The sequence below is a fragment of the uncultured Roseobacter sp. genome (genome assembly GCF_947495025.1).
Taxonomy (GTDB): domain Bacteria; phylum Pseudomonadota; class Alphaproteobacteria; order Rhodobacterales; family Rhodobacteraceae; genus Roseobacter.
In genome coordinates this window covers 167,160-183,711 of record NZ_CANLXG010000004.1, presented here as the reverse complement: position 1 = coordinate 183,711, position 16,552 = coordinate 167,160, and the positions used below count along the sequence as shown (strand labels likewise).

14 protein-coding genes are annotated in these 16,552 nt (G+C 59.7%); 12 read left to right on the top strand and 2 right to left on the bottom strand.

What is annotated here, in order from left to right; genetic code table 11:
* The first annotated feature begins 43 nt into the window (after positions 1-43).
* From Q0792_RS18330 to Q0792_RS18305, 6 genes are all read left to right on the top strand, one after another.
* Positions 44-1,012: a tripartite tricarboxylate transporter substrate binding protein gene (locus tag Q0792_RS18330; protein ID WP_298844256.1), complete on the top strand. Its 969-nt coding sequence runs from the start codon at positions 44-46 to the stop codon at positions 1,010-1,012.
* The gene (locus tag Q0792_RS18325) at positions 1,012-1,503 is read left to right on the top strand and encodes a tripartite tricarboxylate transporter TctB family protein (protein ID WP_298844254.1); all 492 of its coding nucleotides are present in this window, start codon (positions 1,012-1,014) and stop codon (positions 1,501-1,503) included. The genes Q0792_RS18330 and Q0792_RS18325 overlap by 1 nt, the downstream gene beginning before the upstream one ends.
* A 1-nt stretch (position 1,504) precedes the next feature.
* Positions 1,505-3,025: a tripartite tricarboxylate transporter permease gene (locus tag Q0792_RS18320; RefSeq protein ID WP_298844252.1), complete on the top strand. Its 1,521-nt coding sequence runs from the start codon at positions 1,505-1,507 to the stop codon at positions 3,023-3,025.
* Positions 3,025-4,380: an acyclic terpene utilization AtuA family protein gene (locus tag Q0792_RS18315; RefSeq protein ID WP_298844250.1), complete on the top strand. Its 1,356-nt coding sequence runs from the start codon at positions 3,025-3,027 to the stop codon at positions 4,378-4,380. Before Q0792_RS18320 ends, Q0792_RS18315 begins: the two co-directional genes overlap by 1 nt.
* A complete protein-coding gene (locus Q0792_RS18310) occupies positions 4,373-4,672 on the top strand; it encodes a DUF4387 family protein (protein WP_298844248.1) in 300 nt (99 codons plus the stop codon). The genes Q0792_RS18315 and Q0792_RS18310 overlap by 8 nt, the downstream gene beginning before the upstream one ends.
* Positions 4,673-4,797: 125 nt before the next feature.
* Positions 4,798-5,496, top strand: coding sequence for a D-lyxose/D-mannose family sugar isomerase (locus tag Q0792_RS18305; protein WP_298844245.1), 699 nt, complete (start codon positions 4,798-4,800; stop codon positions 5,494-5,496).
* An 18-nt stretch (positions 5,497-5,514) separates the two neighbouring features.
* Here the strand turns inward: Q0792_RS18305 and Q0792_RS18300 are convergent, their stop codons facing one another.
* On the bottom strand, positions 5,515-6,408 hold the full coding sequence (locus Q0792_RS18300) for a UTP--glucose-1-phosphate uridylyltransferase (protein ID WP_298844241.1): 894 nt from the start codon (positions 6,406-6,408) through the stop codon (positions 5,515-5,517).
* Positions 6,409-6,713: 305 nt separating this feature from the next.
* On the opposite strand from Q0792_RS18300, the gene Q0792_RS18295 reads away from it, so the two are divergent.
* The 4 genes from Q0792_RS18295 (at position 6,714) to Q0792_RS18280 (ending at position 11,209) form a co-directional block, all read left to right on the top strand.
* On the top strand, positions 6,714-7,856 hold the full coding sequence (locus tag Q0792_RS18295; RefSeq protein WP_298844238.1) for an NAD(P)H-dependent glycerol-3-phosphate dehydrogenase: 1,143 nt from the start codon (positions 6,714-6,716) through the stop codon (positions 7,854-7,856).
* On the top strand, positions 7,853-8,629 hold the full coding sequence (locus tag Q0792_RS18290) for an HAD family hydrolase (RefSeq protein ID WP_298844236.1): 777 nt from the start codon (positions 7,853-7,855) through the stop codon (positions 8,627-8,629). The genes Q0792_RS18295 and Q0792_RS18290 overlap by 4 nt, the downstream gene beginning before the upstream one ends.
* Positions 8,630-8,639: 10 nt before the next feature.
* Positions 8,640-10,127 (top strand): glucosylglycerol-phosphate synthase, encoded by a 1,488-nt coding sequence (gene ggpS, locus Q0792_RS18285; RefSeq protein WP_298844233.1) that lies wholly within the window; start codon positions 8,640-8,642, stop codon positions 10,125-10,127.
* An 83-nt stretch (positions 10,128-10,210) separates the two neighbouring features.
* On the top strand, positions 10,211-11,209 hold the full coding sequence (locus Q0792_RS18280; RefSeq protein ID WP_298844230.1) for a D-cysteine desulfhydrase family protein: 999 nt from the start codon (positions 10,211-10,213) through the stop codon (positions 11,207-11,209).
* On the opposite strand, the gene Q0792_RS18275 is transcribed toward Q0792_RS18280, so the two are convergent.
* Positions 11,200-12,123, bottom strand: a complete 924-nt coding sequence (locus tag Q0792_RS18275) for a hydrogen peroxide-inducible genes activator (RefSeq protein WP_298844227.1) — start codon at positions 12,121-12,123, stop codon at positions 11,200-11,202. The genes Q0792_RS18280 and Q0792_RS18275 overlap by 10 nt on opposite strands.
* Positions 12,124-12,240: 117 nt before the next feature.
* On the opposite strand from Q0792_RS18275, the gene katG reads away from it, so the two are divergent.
* Both katG and Q0792_RS18265 read left to right on the top strand, forming a co-directional pair.
* On the top strand, positions 12,241-14,418 hold the full coding sequence (gene katG / locus Q0792_RS18270; protein ID WP_298844224.1) for a catalase/peroxidase HPI: 2,178 nt from the start codon (positions 12,241-12,243) through the stop codon (positions 14,416-14,418).
* Between the two features lie 339 nt (positions 14,419-14,757).
* Entirely contained in the window at positions 14,758-16,485 is a 1,728-nt protein-coding gene (locus Q0792_RS18265) for an ankyrin repeat domain-containing protein (RefSeq protein WP_298844221.1), read from the top strand.
* Positions 16,486-16,552 lie beyond the last annotated feature (67 nt).

The window sequence follows — 16,552 nt, the reverse complement described above, 5'->3', positions numbered from 1 at the left end:
TACACAAGCGGGTGGAGGCCCGCCTGTCAAATGGGAGGAACCAATGACAAAACGTCTCGCAGGGGCGCTCATCACGAGTGCCGTTCTCACTTTTGGTGCCGCCGGCGCTTCGACAGCTGCCGAATGTATCGCACCAGCAAACCCCGGCGGCGGCTGGGATTTCACCTGCCGTCAGATCGGCAAAATCATGTATGATATCGGTGCCGTGGACAAACCCGTTCAGGTGACCAATATGCCTGGCGCAGGCGGTGGTCTGGCCTTCGGCAATGTCGTCAACGAACGCAGCGATGATGCAGACCTTATTGTCGCCGCATCCACGGCAACAACCACGCGTCTGGCACAGAATGCCTATGCCGGTATGACCGCCGACCAGGTGCGCTTTGTGGGCGCCATCGGTGCTGATCCAGGCGTCATCGTTGTGGCTGCGGACAGCGAATATCAGTCGCTTGGCGACCTCGTTGAGGCGATCAAGGCGGATCCGGGATCTGTTGCCTTTGCCGGCGGCTCCGCAGTGGGTGGCTTTGACCACATGAAACCACTGATGGTGCTGAAAGAGGGTGGTTTCACTGACATCACCAAAGTGAAATACATCGGTGTCGACGGCGGCGCGGATGCAATCACACAGACCGTAGGTGGTTTCACCCAGGCGATGACAGGCGATATGTCCGAAGTCGTAAGTTTCCTTGCGAACGGCGACATCCGCGTCATTGCAGTGCTGACCGACGAGCGGGTGCCGGGCTTTGAGGACATCCCCACAGCCAAAGAGCAGGGTTATGACGTGGTCGCCGTGAACTGGCGTGGTCTGTACGTACCCAAAGACATCTCTGACGCGCAGTTCGACGAGTGGGCAGGCAAGCTCCAGCAGGTCGCTGACAGCCCTGAGTGGGCACAGGCGATGGCTGACAATGGTCTCGCGCCTTTCACCAAGGTGGGCGGCGACTTCCAGTCCTATATTGATGGTCTGGTCGCAGACATCGCAGGACTTTCGAAAGAGCTGGGAGTCACTCAGTAATGGCATCAGACCGCATTTTCGGTCTGATCACTCTGATCACGGCAGTCGCGTATATCGCGGCTGCCACTCAGATTCAGACGAACTTCTTCTCGGGCGAATTTCTGCCGAAACTGTTCCCGCTGATGATCGGTGCGGTTGCAGCGCTGTGTTCGTTGTCGATTATTTTCAAACCCGATCCTGACCCCGCTTGGCCGCAGCCGCCAACCTGGGTTTCAATGGCCATCGCTGTTGTTGTGCTGGCGTTTTATGCTGTGCTGCTGACGCCGCTGGGGTTCATCCTGCCGACAGTCTTTGCCGCAGGCATCCTGAGTTACCAGATTTCCCCGCGGATCAAACCCGCGATCCTGTCCGGCATTGGCCTGTCACTGGGCCTGTTTGTCCTGTTCAAATATGCGCTGGGCCTGGGCAACATTGTCGCCTACCGCATTCCGACCGCAGCCAAGCTATGGGACGCAATCGCCATTCTCATTCCGTTCGTCGGGGGACACTGACATGGATATTCTTGCAAACCTTGCCATCGGCTTTGGTGTCGCTCTGTCGCCCTATACCCTTTTTCTGGCGGTCTGCGGCTGCTTTCTGGGCACCATTATCGGCGCGCTGCCGGGCCTCGGCCCCTCAAACGGGGTGGCCATTCTGATCCCCATTACATTCACTCTCGGCCTTGATGCGACGTCAGCGCTGGTGCTGATGACCTCGGTCTACTACGGCGCAATGTATGGTGGCCGGATTTCCTCTATTCTGCTCAACATTCCCGGTGACGAACCGGCCCTGATGACGACGCTCGATGGTTACCCGATGGCCAAAGCGGGGCGGGCGGGCGATGCGCTTGTACTCTCGGGCGTTGCGTCCTTTGTCGGCGCGCTGCTGGCCACCATCGGCCTGATGCTTCTTGCGCCATCTCTGGCGCGGGTTGCGTTTCTCTTTGGCCCGGCGGAATACTTTGCGCTGTACCTGCTGGCCTTCTGTACGCTTGGTGGCATGGCGTCCAACAACCAGGCCAAGGCCGCGCTGGCCGCCTGCATCGGTCTTGGTATTGCCATGATCGGCGTCGACAGTTCCTCGGGCCTGCCCCGCCTGACCGGTGGCAACCTGCACCTTTACGATGGCATTGATTTCCTGGTTGCGATCGTTGGCCTTTTCGCCATCGCCGAGATTTTCTTTTTCATTGAGAGCCACGGAAAAGGATCCTCCATCGGGGTTAAGCTCGGCAAGGTTACAATCCCCTGGAAAGATATCATGGCCACCAGATGGACCATGCTGCGCGCCTCGGGCGTCGGGTTTATCGCCGGTATTCTGCCCGGTGCAGGTGCATCACTTGGCTCGTTTCTGGCTTATATGACCGAGAAATCCATTGCCGGGCCCAAAGGTGGCTTTGGTACAGGCGTGCCCAAAGGCATCGCGGCACCAGAAGCAGGCAATAACTCGGCCGCCGGCGGCGCACTTGTTCCGATGCTGACACTGGGCGTGCCAGGGTCTGGCACCACCGCAGTTCTGCTGGCGTTGCTGATGACGCTGAACATCACACCGGGTCCCACGCTCTTTTCCGAACGGCCGGAGGTGGTCTGGGGCCTTATCGCTTCACTGCTGATCGCAAACTTCGTTCTGCTGGCGATGAATGTGCCAATGGTGAAGATTTTTGTGAAAATTCTCATGGTGCCGGCCTGGGTTCTGTTGCCCGGGGTAACAATGATCTCGTTTGTTGGCATCTATTCCCTCTCGGGCAGCTATTTTGATCTGCTTCTCATGATCGGTTTCGGCGTTCTTGGGTACTTCCTGCGTAAACTGGATGTGCCGACCGTGCCGGTCATTCTGGGCATTCTGCTCGGCGGCAAAATGGAAGACGCACTGCGCCGCGCCATGACGCTGTCGGATGGCGATCCGATGTATCTCTTCTCGTCACCGATCGCCATCGGGTTCTGGATTGCAGCAATTGCAGGCTTTGTTGCACCGATGTTCCTGCGCGGCGTTCTGAAGAAACCGGAAAAGCACCCGACGGACGGACCCGTCGACTGATGGTAAAAGTCCTTGTTCCTTCTGGTGCACTGGGTCTGAACTATGATCAGGAGGCCCTGCAGCGTGGCATCGCAGCAGGGCCCGACATCATAGCAATTGATGGCGGCTCCACAGACAGCGGGCCGTCCTATCTTGGGCGCGGCGTTTCAAAATACGCGCGATCCTCGACCAAAATCGAGTGGGCGGGCCTGATGAAGGCCCGGGCCGAAGCTGGTGTGCCTCTGGTTATCGGTACGGCTGGAACATGTGGCGCGGACAGCGCGGTTGACTGGATGCTCGACATCACACGCGAGATCGCCGCCGAGCAGGGTAACCCGCTTCGGATTGCTGTACTGCGCAGCGGGCAGGATCCGGAGGCTGTTGCCTCTGAATGGGAGGCAAACCAGATCACGCCACTTGGCAATGCACCGGATATTGATGCCGGTACCATTCGCTCCTGCTCCAACATTGTTGCCCTTGCAGGTGCTGAGCAGATCGCTGCAGCTCTGGAAACAGGTGCGGATATTGTCATCGCGGGCCGGACAACTGATACTGCAATCCTTGCCGCGCTCCCGTTGATGAAAGGCTGTCACGCGGGCGGCGCATGGCACGGCGCGAAAATAGGGGAATGTGGTGCGCTGTGTGCAACAAACCCGCAGTCCGGCGTGATCATGATCGATTTTGACGATGCCGGTTTCACCGTCACTCCTCTGGCGGATGGCGCGCATGCCTCTCCGCACACTGTGTCGGCGCATATGCTGTATGAGAACTCTGACCCCTTTATCCTCTTTGAACCGGGTGGCCACCTTGATGTGACAGATGCCGAATATACCAGCATTGATGCAAGGTCTGTGCGGGTAACCGGCTCTGAATGGGTGCCGTCGGATGACTATACGGTCAAGCTGGAAGGCGCGCGTGCTGTGGGCTACCGGAGTGTCGCCATCGCCCTGCTGCGCGATCAGCACTATGTGCAGAATGCACCCGCATGGGCAGAGGATATCGTCGCAAAATGCAGTGCCAAAGTCATGGACCGGATGGAGCTGAGCGCGGACGCATTCACACTTGAACTGCGTCTGATCGGTCATTCCGCCAGCTTTGGCAAACTGGAAAAACGTAAAGCTGATCCGGTGGAAATCGGCGTTGTGGCCATCATCACCGCGCCAACCGAAGCTCAGGCCGGCGAGATCGGCAAAATGCTGAATCCTTATCTGCTGCACCATCCACTGACGCAGGAAGAGGAGCAGCCAACCTTTGCCTTTCTCTTCTCGCCGCCTGAAATGGCGCACGGCGTAGTATACGAGTTTGCAATGAACCATGTGCTGCATCTGGCTGATCCGATGAGTGCTTTCCGGCTGGAGGTCATCGACATTGGCTGAACTCCGCTCTCTCGTCACCAAGGTACGCAGCAAAAACGCCGGCCCGTTCTGGCTGACCATCGATATTTTCTGCGGCTCAGCCGAGAGCTTTGCCCGCGTACGGAACGGGCTGAGCGTCGCTCAGATTGCAGCCGTTTTTGACGCCGACTCTCAGACGGTTAAACGGTTCGATATCGAAAACCTGCATGTTGTAAAGTTCAGCCTGCCCCGCCCGGCTGTTCAGGGCGCGGTCAACGACCGGGACATGCACGGCGCGTCCTGGGCCGCACTTATCGGGGAACTTGATATCTGATCCTGCGGAATCGCCCGCAGGACGTCTTGCCGAAACCTGTTTCGTCACGTGCTATGGCAGAAACCGCTTTTACGTCAGCCGGCGCGACGGTAAGCACAGCCTGCAAACACCCGGAGACAGCCCCTATGAAACGCTCTGAAATCAATACGATTTTGCAGGAAGCCGATGCCTTCATCAGGTCTTTCGGCTACCGGATGCCTGCATTCGCCTACTGGTCGCCCGACGAAATGCTCCGCCGCAGAGACGATATCCGGGGCATTACGACTGCAAGGCTGGGATGGGACATCACCGACTATGGTGCGGGCGATTTCGACAATATGGGTTTGTTCCTCTTCACCACCCGTAACGGCTCACTGGCTGAACTGCAGGCGGGCGGCGGGATGTGCTATGCCGAAAAAATCATGATTTCGCGCCATAACCAGATTTCACCGATGCACCGTCATGTTCTCAAGACAGAGGACATCATCAACCGCGGCGGCGCCACACTGGCTATTGAAATGTTTGAAAGTGCGCCCGACGGCAGCATTGACCGCGATGCCCCGGTGCCTGTGGCCTGCGACGGCATGCTGCGGACACTTGCACCGGGCGATGTGCTGAAACTTGCCCCTGGCGAGAGCGTGACATTGCGACCTGGCAACTGGCACAAGTTCTGGGGCGAAGGCGGCGATGTCCTGATCGGCGAGGTATCAGCTGTCAACGATGACCTCACCGACAATATCTTTGAACAGGAAATCGGTCGCTTCGCCGATATTGATGAAGACACAGGCCCGGTGCACCTGCTGGTTTCGGACTATGAGGCCTGGGGGCTTATCGATCAGAGCTGAACTGCGCAGGCCTGACGGTCAGGCGGCGAGCGCCGAAGACCGTGAAGCCACAATTTCCTGCAGAACCTCTTCGCATTCCGGGTCCTCCGCCGCGAGATGCAGGGTTGCGCGCAGCATGCCCGCCTTGGAGCCGCAGTCGAAACGCTGGCCCGAAAAACGAAACCCTGCCAGGCCGACCCTCTGCGCGCCGCGGGCAATGGCATCTGTAAGCTGGATTTCTCCTCCGGCGCCCGGGGTCTGCGCAGACAGATCATCAAAGACTGATCCGTCCAGAATGTAACGTCCGACCACGGCATCGCGGGAAGGTGCTTTGTCAGGATCCGGTTTCTCGACCATTCCGTCCGCACGCAGCACGCGTCCTTCCTGATCACACACTGACAGAATGCCGTATTTGCGGGTCTCTCTGGCGGCCACCTGCATGGTTGCCACAAGGTGACCTGCGGGAACGTTTCGATAGGCTTCGATCATTTCGCCGATGCAACCCTCGCCGAGTATCAGATCGTCGGGCAGGATAACGGCGACCGGTCCCGGCAAAACATGATCGCGCGCGCAGGCAACGGCATGGCCCAGTCCGAGCGGTTCATTCTGCATGGCGAAGACCACCTCGTCGGACCCGACAGGGAAAGACGCTTCTTTGAGTTCAGCCGCGAGTTCGGGCTTTCCCCTTGCGCGCAGCTCGGACCTCAGGCGCACGTCATCCATAACGTGGCGTTCGATGGCGGCCTTTGAGGGGTGGCTCACAAATACCATCCTCTCGATGCCGGCTGCCTGTGCTTCGTCGATGGCGTACTGGATAAGAGGCGTGTCGAGAACCGGTAACAGTTCCTTTGGAGTTGCTTTGGTGGCGGGCAGAAAGCGGGTGCCCAGGCCGGCAACTGGGAAAATAGCGGTACGGACGGCGGATGACTTCATGACAGATAACTCCCAAACTCGTGCTGCGTTGCGGCATGATATAAGAGCCGATCCCAAAAAGTCAAAAATCGACATCAATTTGTCGCTTTTGGATTACTTCTTGCTTAATCGGCGCGCATCAGCGCACATTTTTTGATCAAATTGACCGTCAGCCTGCGACGAAACGGAGCAATTTGACCTATCTTTTGCAGTCGCGGCATTGAAATGAAACTCTTCGGATACATCTTTTGCGACATCAACAGCCTGTTTGCGACACAACCAGTTTTTCGGCCGCCGGATGCGGTCCTGATAACAGCGAGGGATCAATGAAGCACGAACCGGTATCCGGATCACCCTGCCCCTTTCCGGCGCGTCAGTACCGGCGCGCCGCTGTCGTTGGTGCCGGATCGTGGGGCACCGCTCTGGCCGCGACGCTGGCGCGGGCCGGTGTTCGCACATGTATCTGGGGCCGTAACAGCGGTGCCGTGGACAATATCAACCGGTATCATGAAAACGCAGACTATCTTCCCGGCGTGGATCTCCCGCCTGCGCTGCGAGCCGCACGCCGACTTTCTGATGCGCTTGCCGGGGCCGAGGTGATCCTGATTGTTGTGCCCTCCCGCAGTGTTCGCAGCGTCGCCCGCCAGGTTGCCGAGCACGCCGCCCCGGGCGTGCCGGTCGCGATATGTGCCAAGGGTATTGAAGCAGAAACCGGCTTGCTGATGACACAGGTCGCCGAAGAGGAACTCGGCCACCGGCCGATCGGCTGCGTGTCGGGCCCAACTTTCGCGCGGGAGACCGCACTTGGACATCCGACTGCGGCCACTGTGGCGTTTCCATTCACATACGCGGACCGGTTGCGCCCCGACGAAAGCCCGGCTGCACGGCTGGCTGTTTCGCTGACGACCGAAAGCTTCCGCGCCTATGTCTCGGACGACCTGATCGGGGTCGAGATAGGCGGTGCGGTAAAGAACGTGATCGCCATAGCCTGCGGCATGATGACAGGCGCGGGTTTTGCTGAAAACACGCGTGCTGCTCTTATCACCCGCGGGCTGGACGAGATGAAAGTTCTGACCGAAGCGCTCGGCGGGCGTCGCGAAACGGTCACAGGTCTTTCCGGCATCGGGGACCTGTCTCTGACCTGCTCCAGCACGACGTCGCGCAATATGGCGCTTGGGCAGCAACTGGGCGAGGGCGTCCCGCGCGATTGCTGTTTTGACGGGCGCCCTGTGGTCGTCGAGGGTGAATTCAATGCGCGCTCCGTCACCGATCTGGCACGCCGCCTCGGTGTGTCTATGCCTATTTGTGAAACGGTGCGGGACATCCTGCACGAGGGCGCCGATCTGGGAATGGCATTTGCCAGCCTGTGGGCGCGCCCGATCGAAGCAGAGCCGCGTGCAATGGACGTCGCGTTCAGCCACCCCGCCTCTGATCAGGACATCACAACACTTGCAGAAAGGATATCATGACCCGTCACGAAACCTTCACCATGCCCGATATTGCACAAAAGGATCTGGTGCTTGCCACAGATCTCGACGGAACCTTCCTTGGCGGCACCGAAGAAGACCGCGAGCGCTTCTACGCGTGGATCGACGGCAACCGCCATCGAATCGGACTGATTTTTGTCACTGGTCGCGACCCGGGTTTCATCAGTGATCTGACGCGCAACAAGGGTGTGCCGCGTCCGGATTTTGTTGTCGGGGATGTCGGAACGACAGTTGCCCGTGTTGGTCATGATCATGTGCTGGACCCGATCGAAGAGCTGGAAGAAGAGATTGCAGCAGCCTGGGGTGACGCCGGGCTGCGCGTGCAGGCTGCCCTGTCGGGAGCGCCCGGCCTGCGCCTGCAGTCTGCCGCCTTTCGCTACCGCGTGAGCTATGACATGGATCCGGGGCAGTTTAACCCTTCGACCGTGGCCACGGTCGAGGGCATGGGCCTGGACACACTGATTTCTGACAACCGTTATTTCGACGTTCTGCCACGTGGCGTCAGCAAAGGTCCGACCCTGCTGCGCCTGCTGGCATATCTGGGGATCAGAAACGAACGGACGCTGGTTGCCGGCGACACCCTGAACGATCTGTCGATGCTTGCACTTGGCCTCCCGGCCGTAGCCGTCGGCAATTCCGAAGACGCGCTGTTGCGCGAACTGAACGATCTCGACCACGTCCACAAAGCGCAGGCGCACGGCGTCTCCGGCATCGCCGAGGCCATTGTGGCGCGCAGGATGTTCCCTGCCAGCTGAGGAGAACAGCATGTCGTCTGACCTGATCATCGTGTACCACCGGCAGCCTTACGAGGAAGTCGAGGAGAACGGCAGAACTGTTCTGCGCGAAAACAAGAGCCCGAACGGGATTGTCCCCACGCTCAAAAGCTTTTTCGGCGGTGTGCAGCATGGCGCATGGATCGCCTGGAAACTGGCCGATGATCCGGAAAACCCTGATTTCGAGCCGCGGATCGAGATCAACGACGCCTATGGTCAGTATTCGGTGTCGCGGCTGCCGCTGTCGGCGGAACAGGTGCGGGAATACTATCATGTGACCTCGAAAGAGGCATTCTGGCCGATCCTCCACAATTTCAAGGAACGCTATAATTACGACCCTGTAGACTGGCCGAATTTTCAGGCCGTTAACCGACGCTTTGCCGAAGCCGCAGCGGAGGAAGCCGCGCCGGGCGCGCTGGTCTGGGTACACGATTATAATCTTTGGCTGGTGCCCGGATACCTGCGTGAGCTGCGCCCGGATGTACGTATCGCTTTCTTTCATCACACACCTTTTCCGTCGGTGGACATGTTCAATGTTCTGCCCTGGCGCAAGGAGATCATGGCCAGTCTGCTGGCCTGTGATGATGTGGGCTTTCACGTACCACGGTATGCGGCAAACTTTGTATCAGTTGCGCGCAGCCTTTTCGATGTCGAGGTCACCGAGCGCGAACGTGTGCCTGACAAATGGATTTCCGAGGGAACGGCACTGACCGAGCGCATCATGCCGACCGAGGTAAGTTTCGAAAATCAGCGCGTCTCAGTCAGTGTCACGCCTGTCGGTGTCGATACGGATTTTATCGACCAGCGGGCGCGGTCGGATGAAGCCCAGGCTCAGGCCGCGCGGCTGCGTGCTGATCTGGGCGACACCCGCCTGATCCTGTCAGTCGGGCGCACGGATTACACCAAAGGAGGCCTGGAACAGCTCAGTTGCTTTGAACGGATTCTGGAGAACAATCCGGAACTGCGCGGCAAGATCCGCCTCATGCATGTCTCTGTGTCTGCGGCCAGTGGAATGACCGCTTATGAAAACGTCCAGAGCGATATCGAACAGACCGCCGGTCGGATCAATGGCCGTTTCGGCACCCTGGACTGGCAGCCGGTAGCGCTGATTTCACGCGCGATCCCTTTTGCCGATCTCGTGGCCTACTACCAGGTCGCCGATGTTGCCTGGATCACACCTCTGGCAGACGGCATGAACCTCGTTTGCAAAGAGTTTGTTGCTTCCCGTATCGACGGCGACGGCGCTCTGGTGCTGTCTGAATTTGCGGGGGCCGCCGTAGAGCTGGGTGATGCGATTGTCGCGAACCCGTTTTCAAACAAATCGATGGACAGAGCCATTCTTTCTGCACTGGATATGCCCGCTGAAGAGCGGCGCAGGCGTATGGCGTCGCTCAGAAAAGCCGTGCTGGAAAACGATGTACGTCAATGGACGCCCGGGACACTGTCGCTCGACCCCGGCTGGACGGTGGCTGCGGAGTAATCTGCGCGCAAGGGGTCCGGCATTGCACCAGAGCAGCCCATCGCCGATAGTTGCAGCCAACTGCATCTTCACAGGGCATCCACATGCATCCCCGCTCAACCATCGTGCAGCAGCCAACCCCTCTGGAACACGCCGGACGGTTGTCTGATCATCTGGGCATCGAACTCTGGATCAAACGTGATGATCTCGCCGGGCCATGCTTTGGCGGTAACAAAGCGCGACAGCTTGAGTACTATTTTGGTGCGGCTGTCAGTGCCGGGGCCGACACGGTTCTGATCACCGGGGCTGTGCAATCCAACTTTGTGCGGCTGACAGCTGCAGTCGCCGCCGCGCTTGGCATGCAGGCAATTGTGCAGCTGGAAGACCGTGTTCCGGGCAAGCCGGAAGCCTACCGCACTGCAGGTAATGTCCTGCTGTGCGAAATGCTCGGGGCTGAGATTATGACCTTCCCCGAGGGTGAGGACGAAGAGGGAGCAGACGCCGCACTGCATGAGAGGGCAAAAGTCCTGCGCTCTGAAGGGCGCACACCCTACATCATTCATCTCTCAGAAGGGCATCCACCGCTTGGCGCACTCGGCTATGTGGATTGCGCCCGGGAGATACTGGATCAGGACGACGGATTTGATGTTTTCGTTGTCGCCTCCGGCAGCGGGTCCACGCACAGCGGTCTTCTGGCAGGCCTGCGCGGCAACGGGTCAAAAGCAAGGGTGATCGGCAGTTGCGTCCGCCGACCGGCCCGGGATCAGACATCGCGCATCAGGCGCATCGTTGCGCGTCTGGCAGACCTGTGGGACGGCGCCTCAGGCATCGTGCCGGACGACATCGTTTTGTGGGACGGCGCACTGGCACCAGGCTATGGCCAGGTCGGCAAGCCCACCGCCGATGCCATGCTGCTCGCAGCACACTACAGCGGCCTGATCCTTGATCCCGTTTATACGGCCAAATCCTTTGCCGCTGTTTCCGCGCTTGCAGCAACCGGTGACATCCGGAAAGGCGCGCGGGTCTGTTACATACACACTGGCGGGCTGGGCGCGATCGGTGCCTACAGCGACACGATCCGGGAGGCGCTGTCTCACTCCTGAGAAACTGGCTGCTTGCTGCCACGTGCACCCATGCCAGCCGCCCGGATGATCGCTCCGACCTGCATCAGCTGATCCGCCAGAGGATTTGTTTTGCGCCAGACCATACCGATGGTGCGCGACGGGCGTGGATGCGGGAACCTTGCGATGGCAACATCGGCAGAACGGGTTTCCAGATCAACGGCCATCTCGGGGATCAGCGTAACCCCCATGCCCGCGCCAACCATCTGCACCAGTGTTGACAGCGAACTGCCCTCCATCAGGGCACCCGGTCGGGTCTCGCCGAACTCGCAGAAGGACAATGCCTGGTCGCGGAAACAGTGCCCCTCCTCCAGCAACAGCAACCGCATGGCCTGCAGTGCAATTGGGCTGGGTACAGGTTTATCGGCGTCCTGTGACATCCGCACCAGCACGAAATCTTCCTCAAACAGGGCAAACTCTGTGAGAGCCGGCTCCGAAATCGGCAGTGCAACAACGGCAAGATCTATGCGCCCATCCTGCAGATCGCCGATCAGGGAATGGGTGACGGCCTCCCGGAGATTAAGGTCAACACCGGGAAAGCGCCCGGCCAGATCAGCGATGATCGTGGGCAGGAAATACGGGGCCACGGTCGGGATGATGCCCAGCCTCAGACGTCCAGACAGCGGCCCCTGCGCGGCACGCACCAGATCGTCCAGTTCTTCGACGGTGAGCAGAATCTGCCGGGCTTTCTCCAGCAGACCAAGTCCGATCGGCGTCAGGCGGATCTCCCGCCTGCCTCGTTCGACCAGGGGCGTCCCGAACATCGCCTCCAGTTCCTTGATCTGCTGCGACAGCGCCGGCTGCGAAATAGAGCAGGCATCTGCAGCGCGTCCAAAGTGCTGATGGCGCGCAAGCGCTTCAAAATAGCGGAGCTGTTTCAGCGTGAGTCCAATCATAAGTTGAGCTTATCACAATCTTCAGGATATCCAATTGGAGTTAATGATAGCGGCTTGTTAGAATGATTCTCAACAGAGCGTCTGTGCTCTGCGGATTCACCTCAAGGGAGAGACTTCATGGACGGCAACAACATCGATCCGGCCGGCGGCTGCCCCGTCATGCACGGCGGGAACACCGGGACCGACAACAGCGTCACAAAATGGTGGCCGAAATCGCTCAACCTGGACATCCTGCATCAGCACGGCGCCCGCACCAACCCGATGGACCCTGACTATGACCACCGCACGGCCGTCAAGTCGCTCGACTATCAGGCGGTCAAGGCAGACGTCCAGGCGCTGATGACGGATGATCAGGAATGGTGGCCCGCTGACTGGGGTCACTATGGTGGCCTGATGATCCGCCTCGCCTGGCACTCCGCCGGTTCATATCGCATGGGCGACGGTCGCGGAGGTGCAGGCTCGGGCAATATCCGCTTTGCGCCGCTGAACTCGTGGCCGGACAACGCCAGCCTCGACAAAGCCCGCCGCCTGCTGTGGCCGGTCAAGAAAAAGTACGGCAATGCTCTGAGTTGGGCAGACCTGATCATCCTGGCCGGCAATATGGCCTACGAATCCATGGGTCTGAAAACATTTGGCTTCGGGTTTGGCCGTGAAGACATCTGGGGGCCGGAAACGGACGTAAACTGGGGCGCCGAAAACGAATGGCTGGCACCGTCGGAAAACCGCTATGGCGATCTGGACGATACCTCGACACTCTACAACCCGCTCGCTGCTGTGCACATGGGGCTGATCTATGTGAACCCCGAAGGTGTGAACGGCAATCCTGATCCGGCGCGTACCGCACTGCATGTGCGCGAAACCTTTGCCCGGATGGCGATGGATGATGAAGAAACAGCTGCGCTGACATGCGGTGGCCACACAGTTGGTAAGGCGCATGGCGGCGGAGATCATGCCAATATCGGCGCAGAACCCGAAGGCTGCCCCGTACATTCCCAGGGTTTTGGCTGGAGCAACCCGGGCCATGGCGGCAAGGCGACCAATGCCTTTACCTCCGGGATTGAAGGCGCCTGGACCAAACACCCGACGCAGTGGGATATGGGCTATTTTGACTACCTCTTCGGGTATGAATGGGAACTGACCAAATCCCCCGCCGGTGCAAACCAGTGGAAACCTGTGGATATGCCCGAAGACGAGATGCCGGTAGATCCGAGCGATCCGTCCGTGCGCCGTATGCCGATGATGACAGATGCGGACATGGCGATGAAAGTCGACCCGGTCTACAACGAAATCTGCCAGAAATTCCGTGCGGACCCTGCGTATTTCGCCGAGACATTCGGGCGTGCATGGTTCAAGCTGACCCACCGCGACATGGGCCCCAAAGCCAACTATTACGGGCCCGACGTCCCTGCCGAAGATCTGATCTGGCAAGATCCCATCCCCGCAGGCGCGACGGATTACGACTTGGATGCTGTGAAGGCAAAAATCTCGGCCAGCGGTCTGTCCGCGGCGGAGATGATTGCCACAGCCTGGGACAGCGCCCGCACATACCGTGGCTCGGACAAACGTGGTGGTGCCAACGGCGCGCGCATTCGTCTTGCCCCGCAGAAAGACTGGGCGGCAAACGAGCCGGAGCGTCTGGCCAAGGTCCTTGGCATTCTGGAACCCATCGCGGCGGAAAGCGGTGCCTCTGTCGCGGACGTGATCGTACTTGCGGGCAACGTTGGCCTCGAGCAGTCGATCAGCGCTGCCGGTTTCAGCCTGGAGGTGCCTTTCGCGCCAGGGCGCGGTGACGCCACCGACGCACAGACCGACGCTGCAAGCTTTGACGTGCTGGAGCCGCTGGCCTGTGGTTTCCGTAACTGGCAAAAAGAGCAGTACGCTGTGGCACCCGAAGAGCTGATGCTCGACAAAGCACAGCTGCTGGGACTGACGGCCGCGGAAATGACGGTTCTGGTCGGTGGCATGCGGGTGCTGGGCGTCAACCATGGCGGCACGAAGCATGGTGTACTCACAGACCGGGAAGGTCAGCTGACGAATGATTTCTTTGTCAACCTGACGGATATGGCCAACACCTGGGATCCGGTGGACAACGGCACCTATGAAATTCGTGACCGTGCCAGCGGAACCGTCAAATGGACGGCGACAAGCGCTGATCTTGTGTTCGGATCCAACTCGATCCTGCGGGCCTATGCAGAAGTCTATGCACAGGACGACAACGGTGCGAAGTTCGTACGCGACTTTGTGGCAGCCTGGACAAAGGTCATGAATGCAGACCGGTTCGATCTGGTCGCCTGATCCGACAATTGTCCGGGCGGCGACGCTGCCCGGACGCACCCCGCACTGACCGTCAGGGCAGAGCACATAGCGCGCCACGTCACTGCGACGGGCGCGTTATTCGTTCTACGGCCCGGACCCGGTGGACGGAAAGAGCGCAAGCGCCCGGTCCTGTGTGCCGCCTGAAACATCACTCCCGCTGGATGAAAACCGGCTTCTGTGATAGTGTTTCGATGCGCGTCAGGGCGCATCCGATCCGCGGGGAGGGCCAGGCCCATCTGACGACCAGAACCAGAACCCATCACTGACCTTCTTTCAGGTCCGGGGGCGCGGATACCGGACGACAGAAAGGAGGCCACTATGCCCACCCTTCCGGCACGCCCGTCGCTTGAGTATCTGAAAAAACAGGCGAAACGACTTCTCAGAGCCGCAAAATCCAACAACCCGACTGCACTGGCGAAGATCGGACCCTATTTTGGCGATCCCTCGCAGATATCGCTCCAGCAGGCGCAACTGGTTATCGCCCGTGACCACGGGTTCTCCAGCTGGACACGTCTGAAACGACACATCCAGTCCGGCGCATGGAGCGAGGAGACGACAGAGCAGCGTGCCAACCGTTTTCTCGATCTGGCCTGCATTCATTACGCGCCGGATCCCGGAAACCGCAGTTCAGCGGAATTTGAACAGGCAGAGGCGCTGCTCAGAACCCATCCGGAAATCGCCCGTTACAGCCTGCATGCTGCCGCTGCTGCCGGCGATACCGCGGCGGTACGGGACCTGCTGGCGCAGAAACCGGAGACAGTGGACCACAGGGGCGGCCCGTTTCACTGGACGCCTCTGATGTATGCGGCTTACGCCCGTCTGCCCGGCACGTCGTCTTTTCCCGCGGGCAAAGCTCTGCTGGATGCCGGTGCCGACCCGAACGCGCATTTCATGTCGTTCGGCACCTATCGTTTCGCTGCGCTGACCGGCGTTTTCGGTGACGGCGAAGGTGGCGTGGTACGCCAGCCGCCGCACCCCGACATGGTCCCCTTTGCCCGCGCTCTGCTGGAGGCAGGCGCAAACCCGAATGACAGCCAGGGCGCTTACAACCGCTGTTTCAGCCCCGACAACACACACCTTGAACTGATGCTGGAATACGGGCTGAAGGACAGCGATCCGACAGACTGGTGGCTGACTGCGCCCGACCGCGATCCGGCCGATCACCGCACAATGCATTTTCAGCTGATCATTGCTCTGCGCTGGGGGTTTGCTGACCGTGCCCGGCTGCTGATCGAACATGGCGTGGATATCGACACACCAGACAACAATTACTATCCGACTTATACCGTGGGCTATACGCCCTATCAGGTGGCGCTCCTGCGGGGTATGCCGGAGATTGCGGAACTGATCCGAGCAAAAGGCGGGCGGGCCGACCCGCTGGGCAGTACCGACGCGTTCCGGGCCGCCTGTATGCGCGGCGACAGTGACGAAGCGCGGGCACTTGCACCGGACGCCATGGGTGCAGACCCCGAGACGGATCAGGAACTGCTGCGGGAGGCTGCAGGCAACGGAAACCTTGCCGCGGTGCAGACAATGATCGGGCTTGGCTTCGGGCTCAGTCCACGTGGCACCCGTACGCCACTGCATGCAGCAGCCTATAAGGGGCACACTGACGTTTTGCTGGCCCTCATTCGCGCGGGCGCAGACACCACGCTGCGCGATCCCGACTATGACACGCCACCCCTGGTGCACGCGATGCACAATTTTCAGACCGAGGCGACGGAAATCCTTATGGGCTGTCCAATGGATATTTTTGCCGCTGCTGCTCTGGGCCGCGCCGACCTTGTTGAGGCGGCGTTGTCAGATGACAAAAACCTTGCGAATGCACGCTTCAGAACTGTACGGACCGGCCCGCAGAAAAAGCACGGGCGGGACTGGGCGACACCCCTGCTTTTCGCAGCGCTGAACGGCAGAAAGGATGTGGTACATCTGCTGCTTGCCCATGGGGCCGAGGTTAGTGTTGCTGATGATGCAGGCCGCCGGATCGCGGACTATGCCGCTGACGCAGGACACCATGACATTGCGGCGTTGCTCAGGACAGACTGAGAACAGGTGTTGATCGGGGAGTTTTCCCGGCGACAGCGTGCAATCCGGATCTGCGAAATCCCCGCCT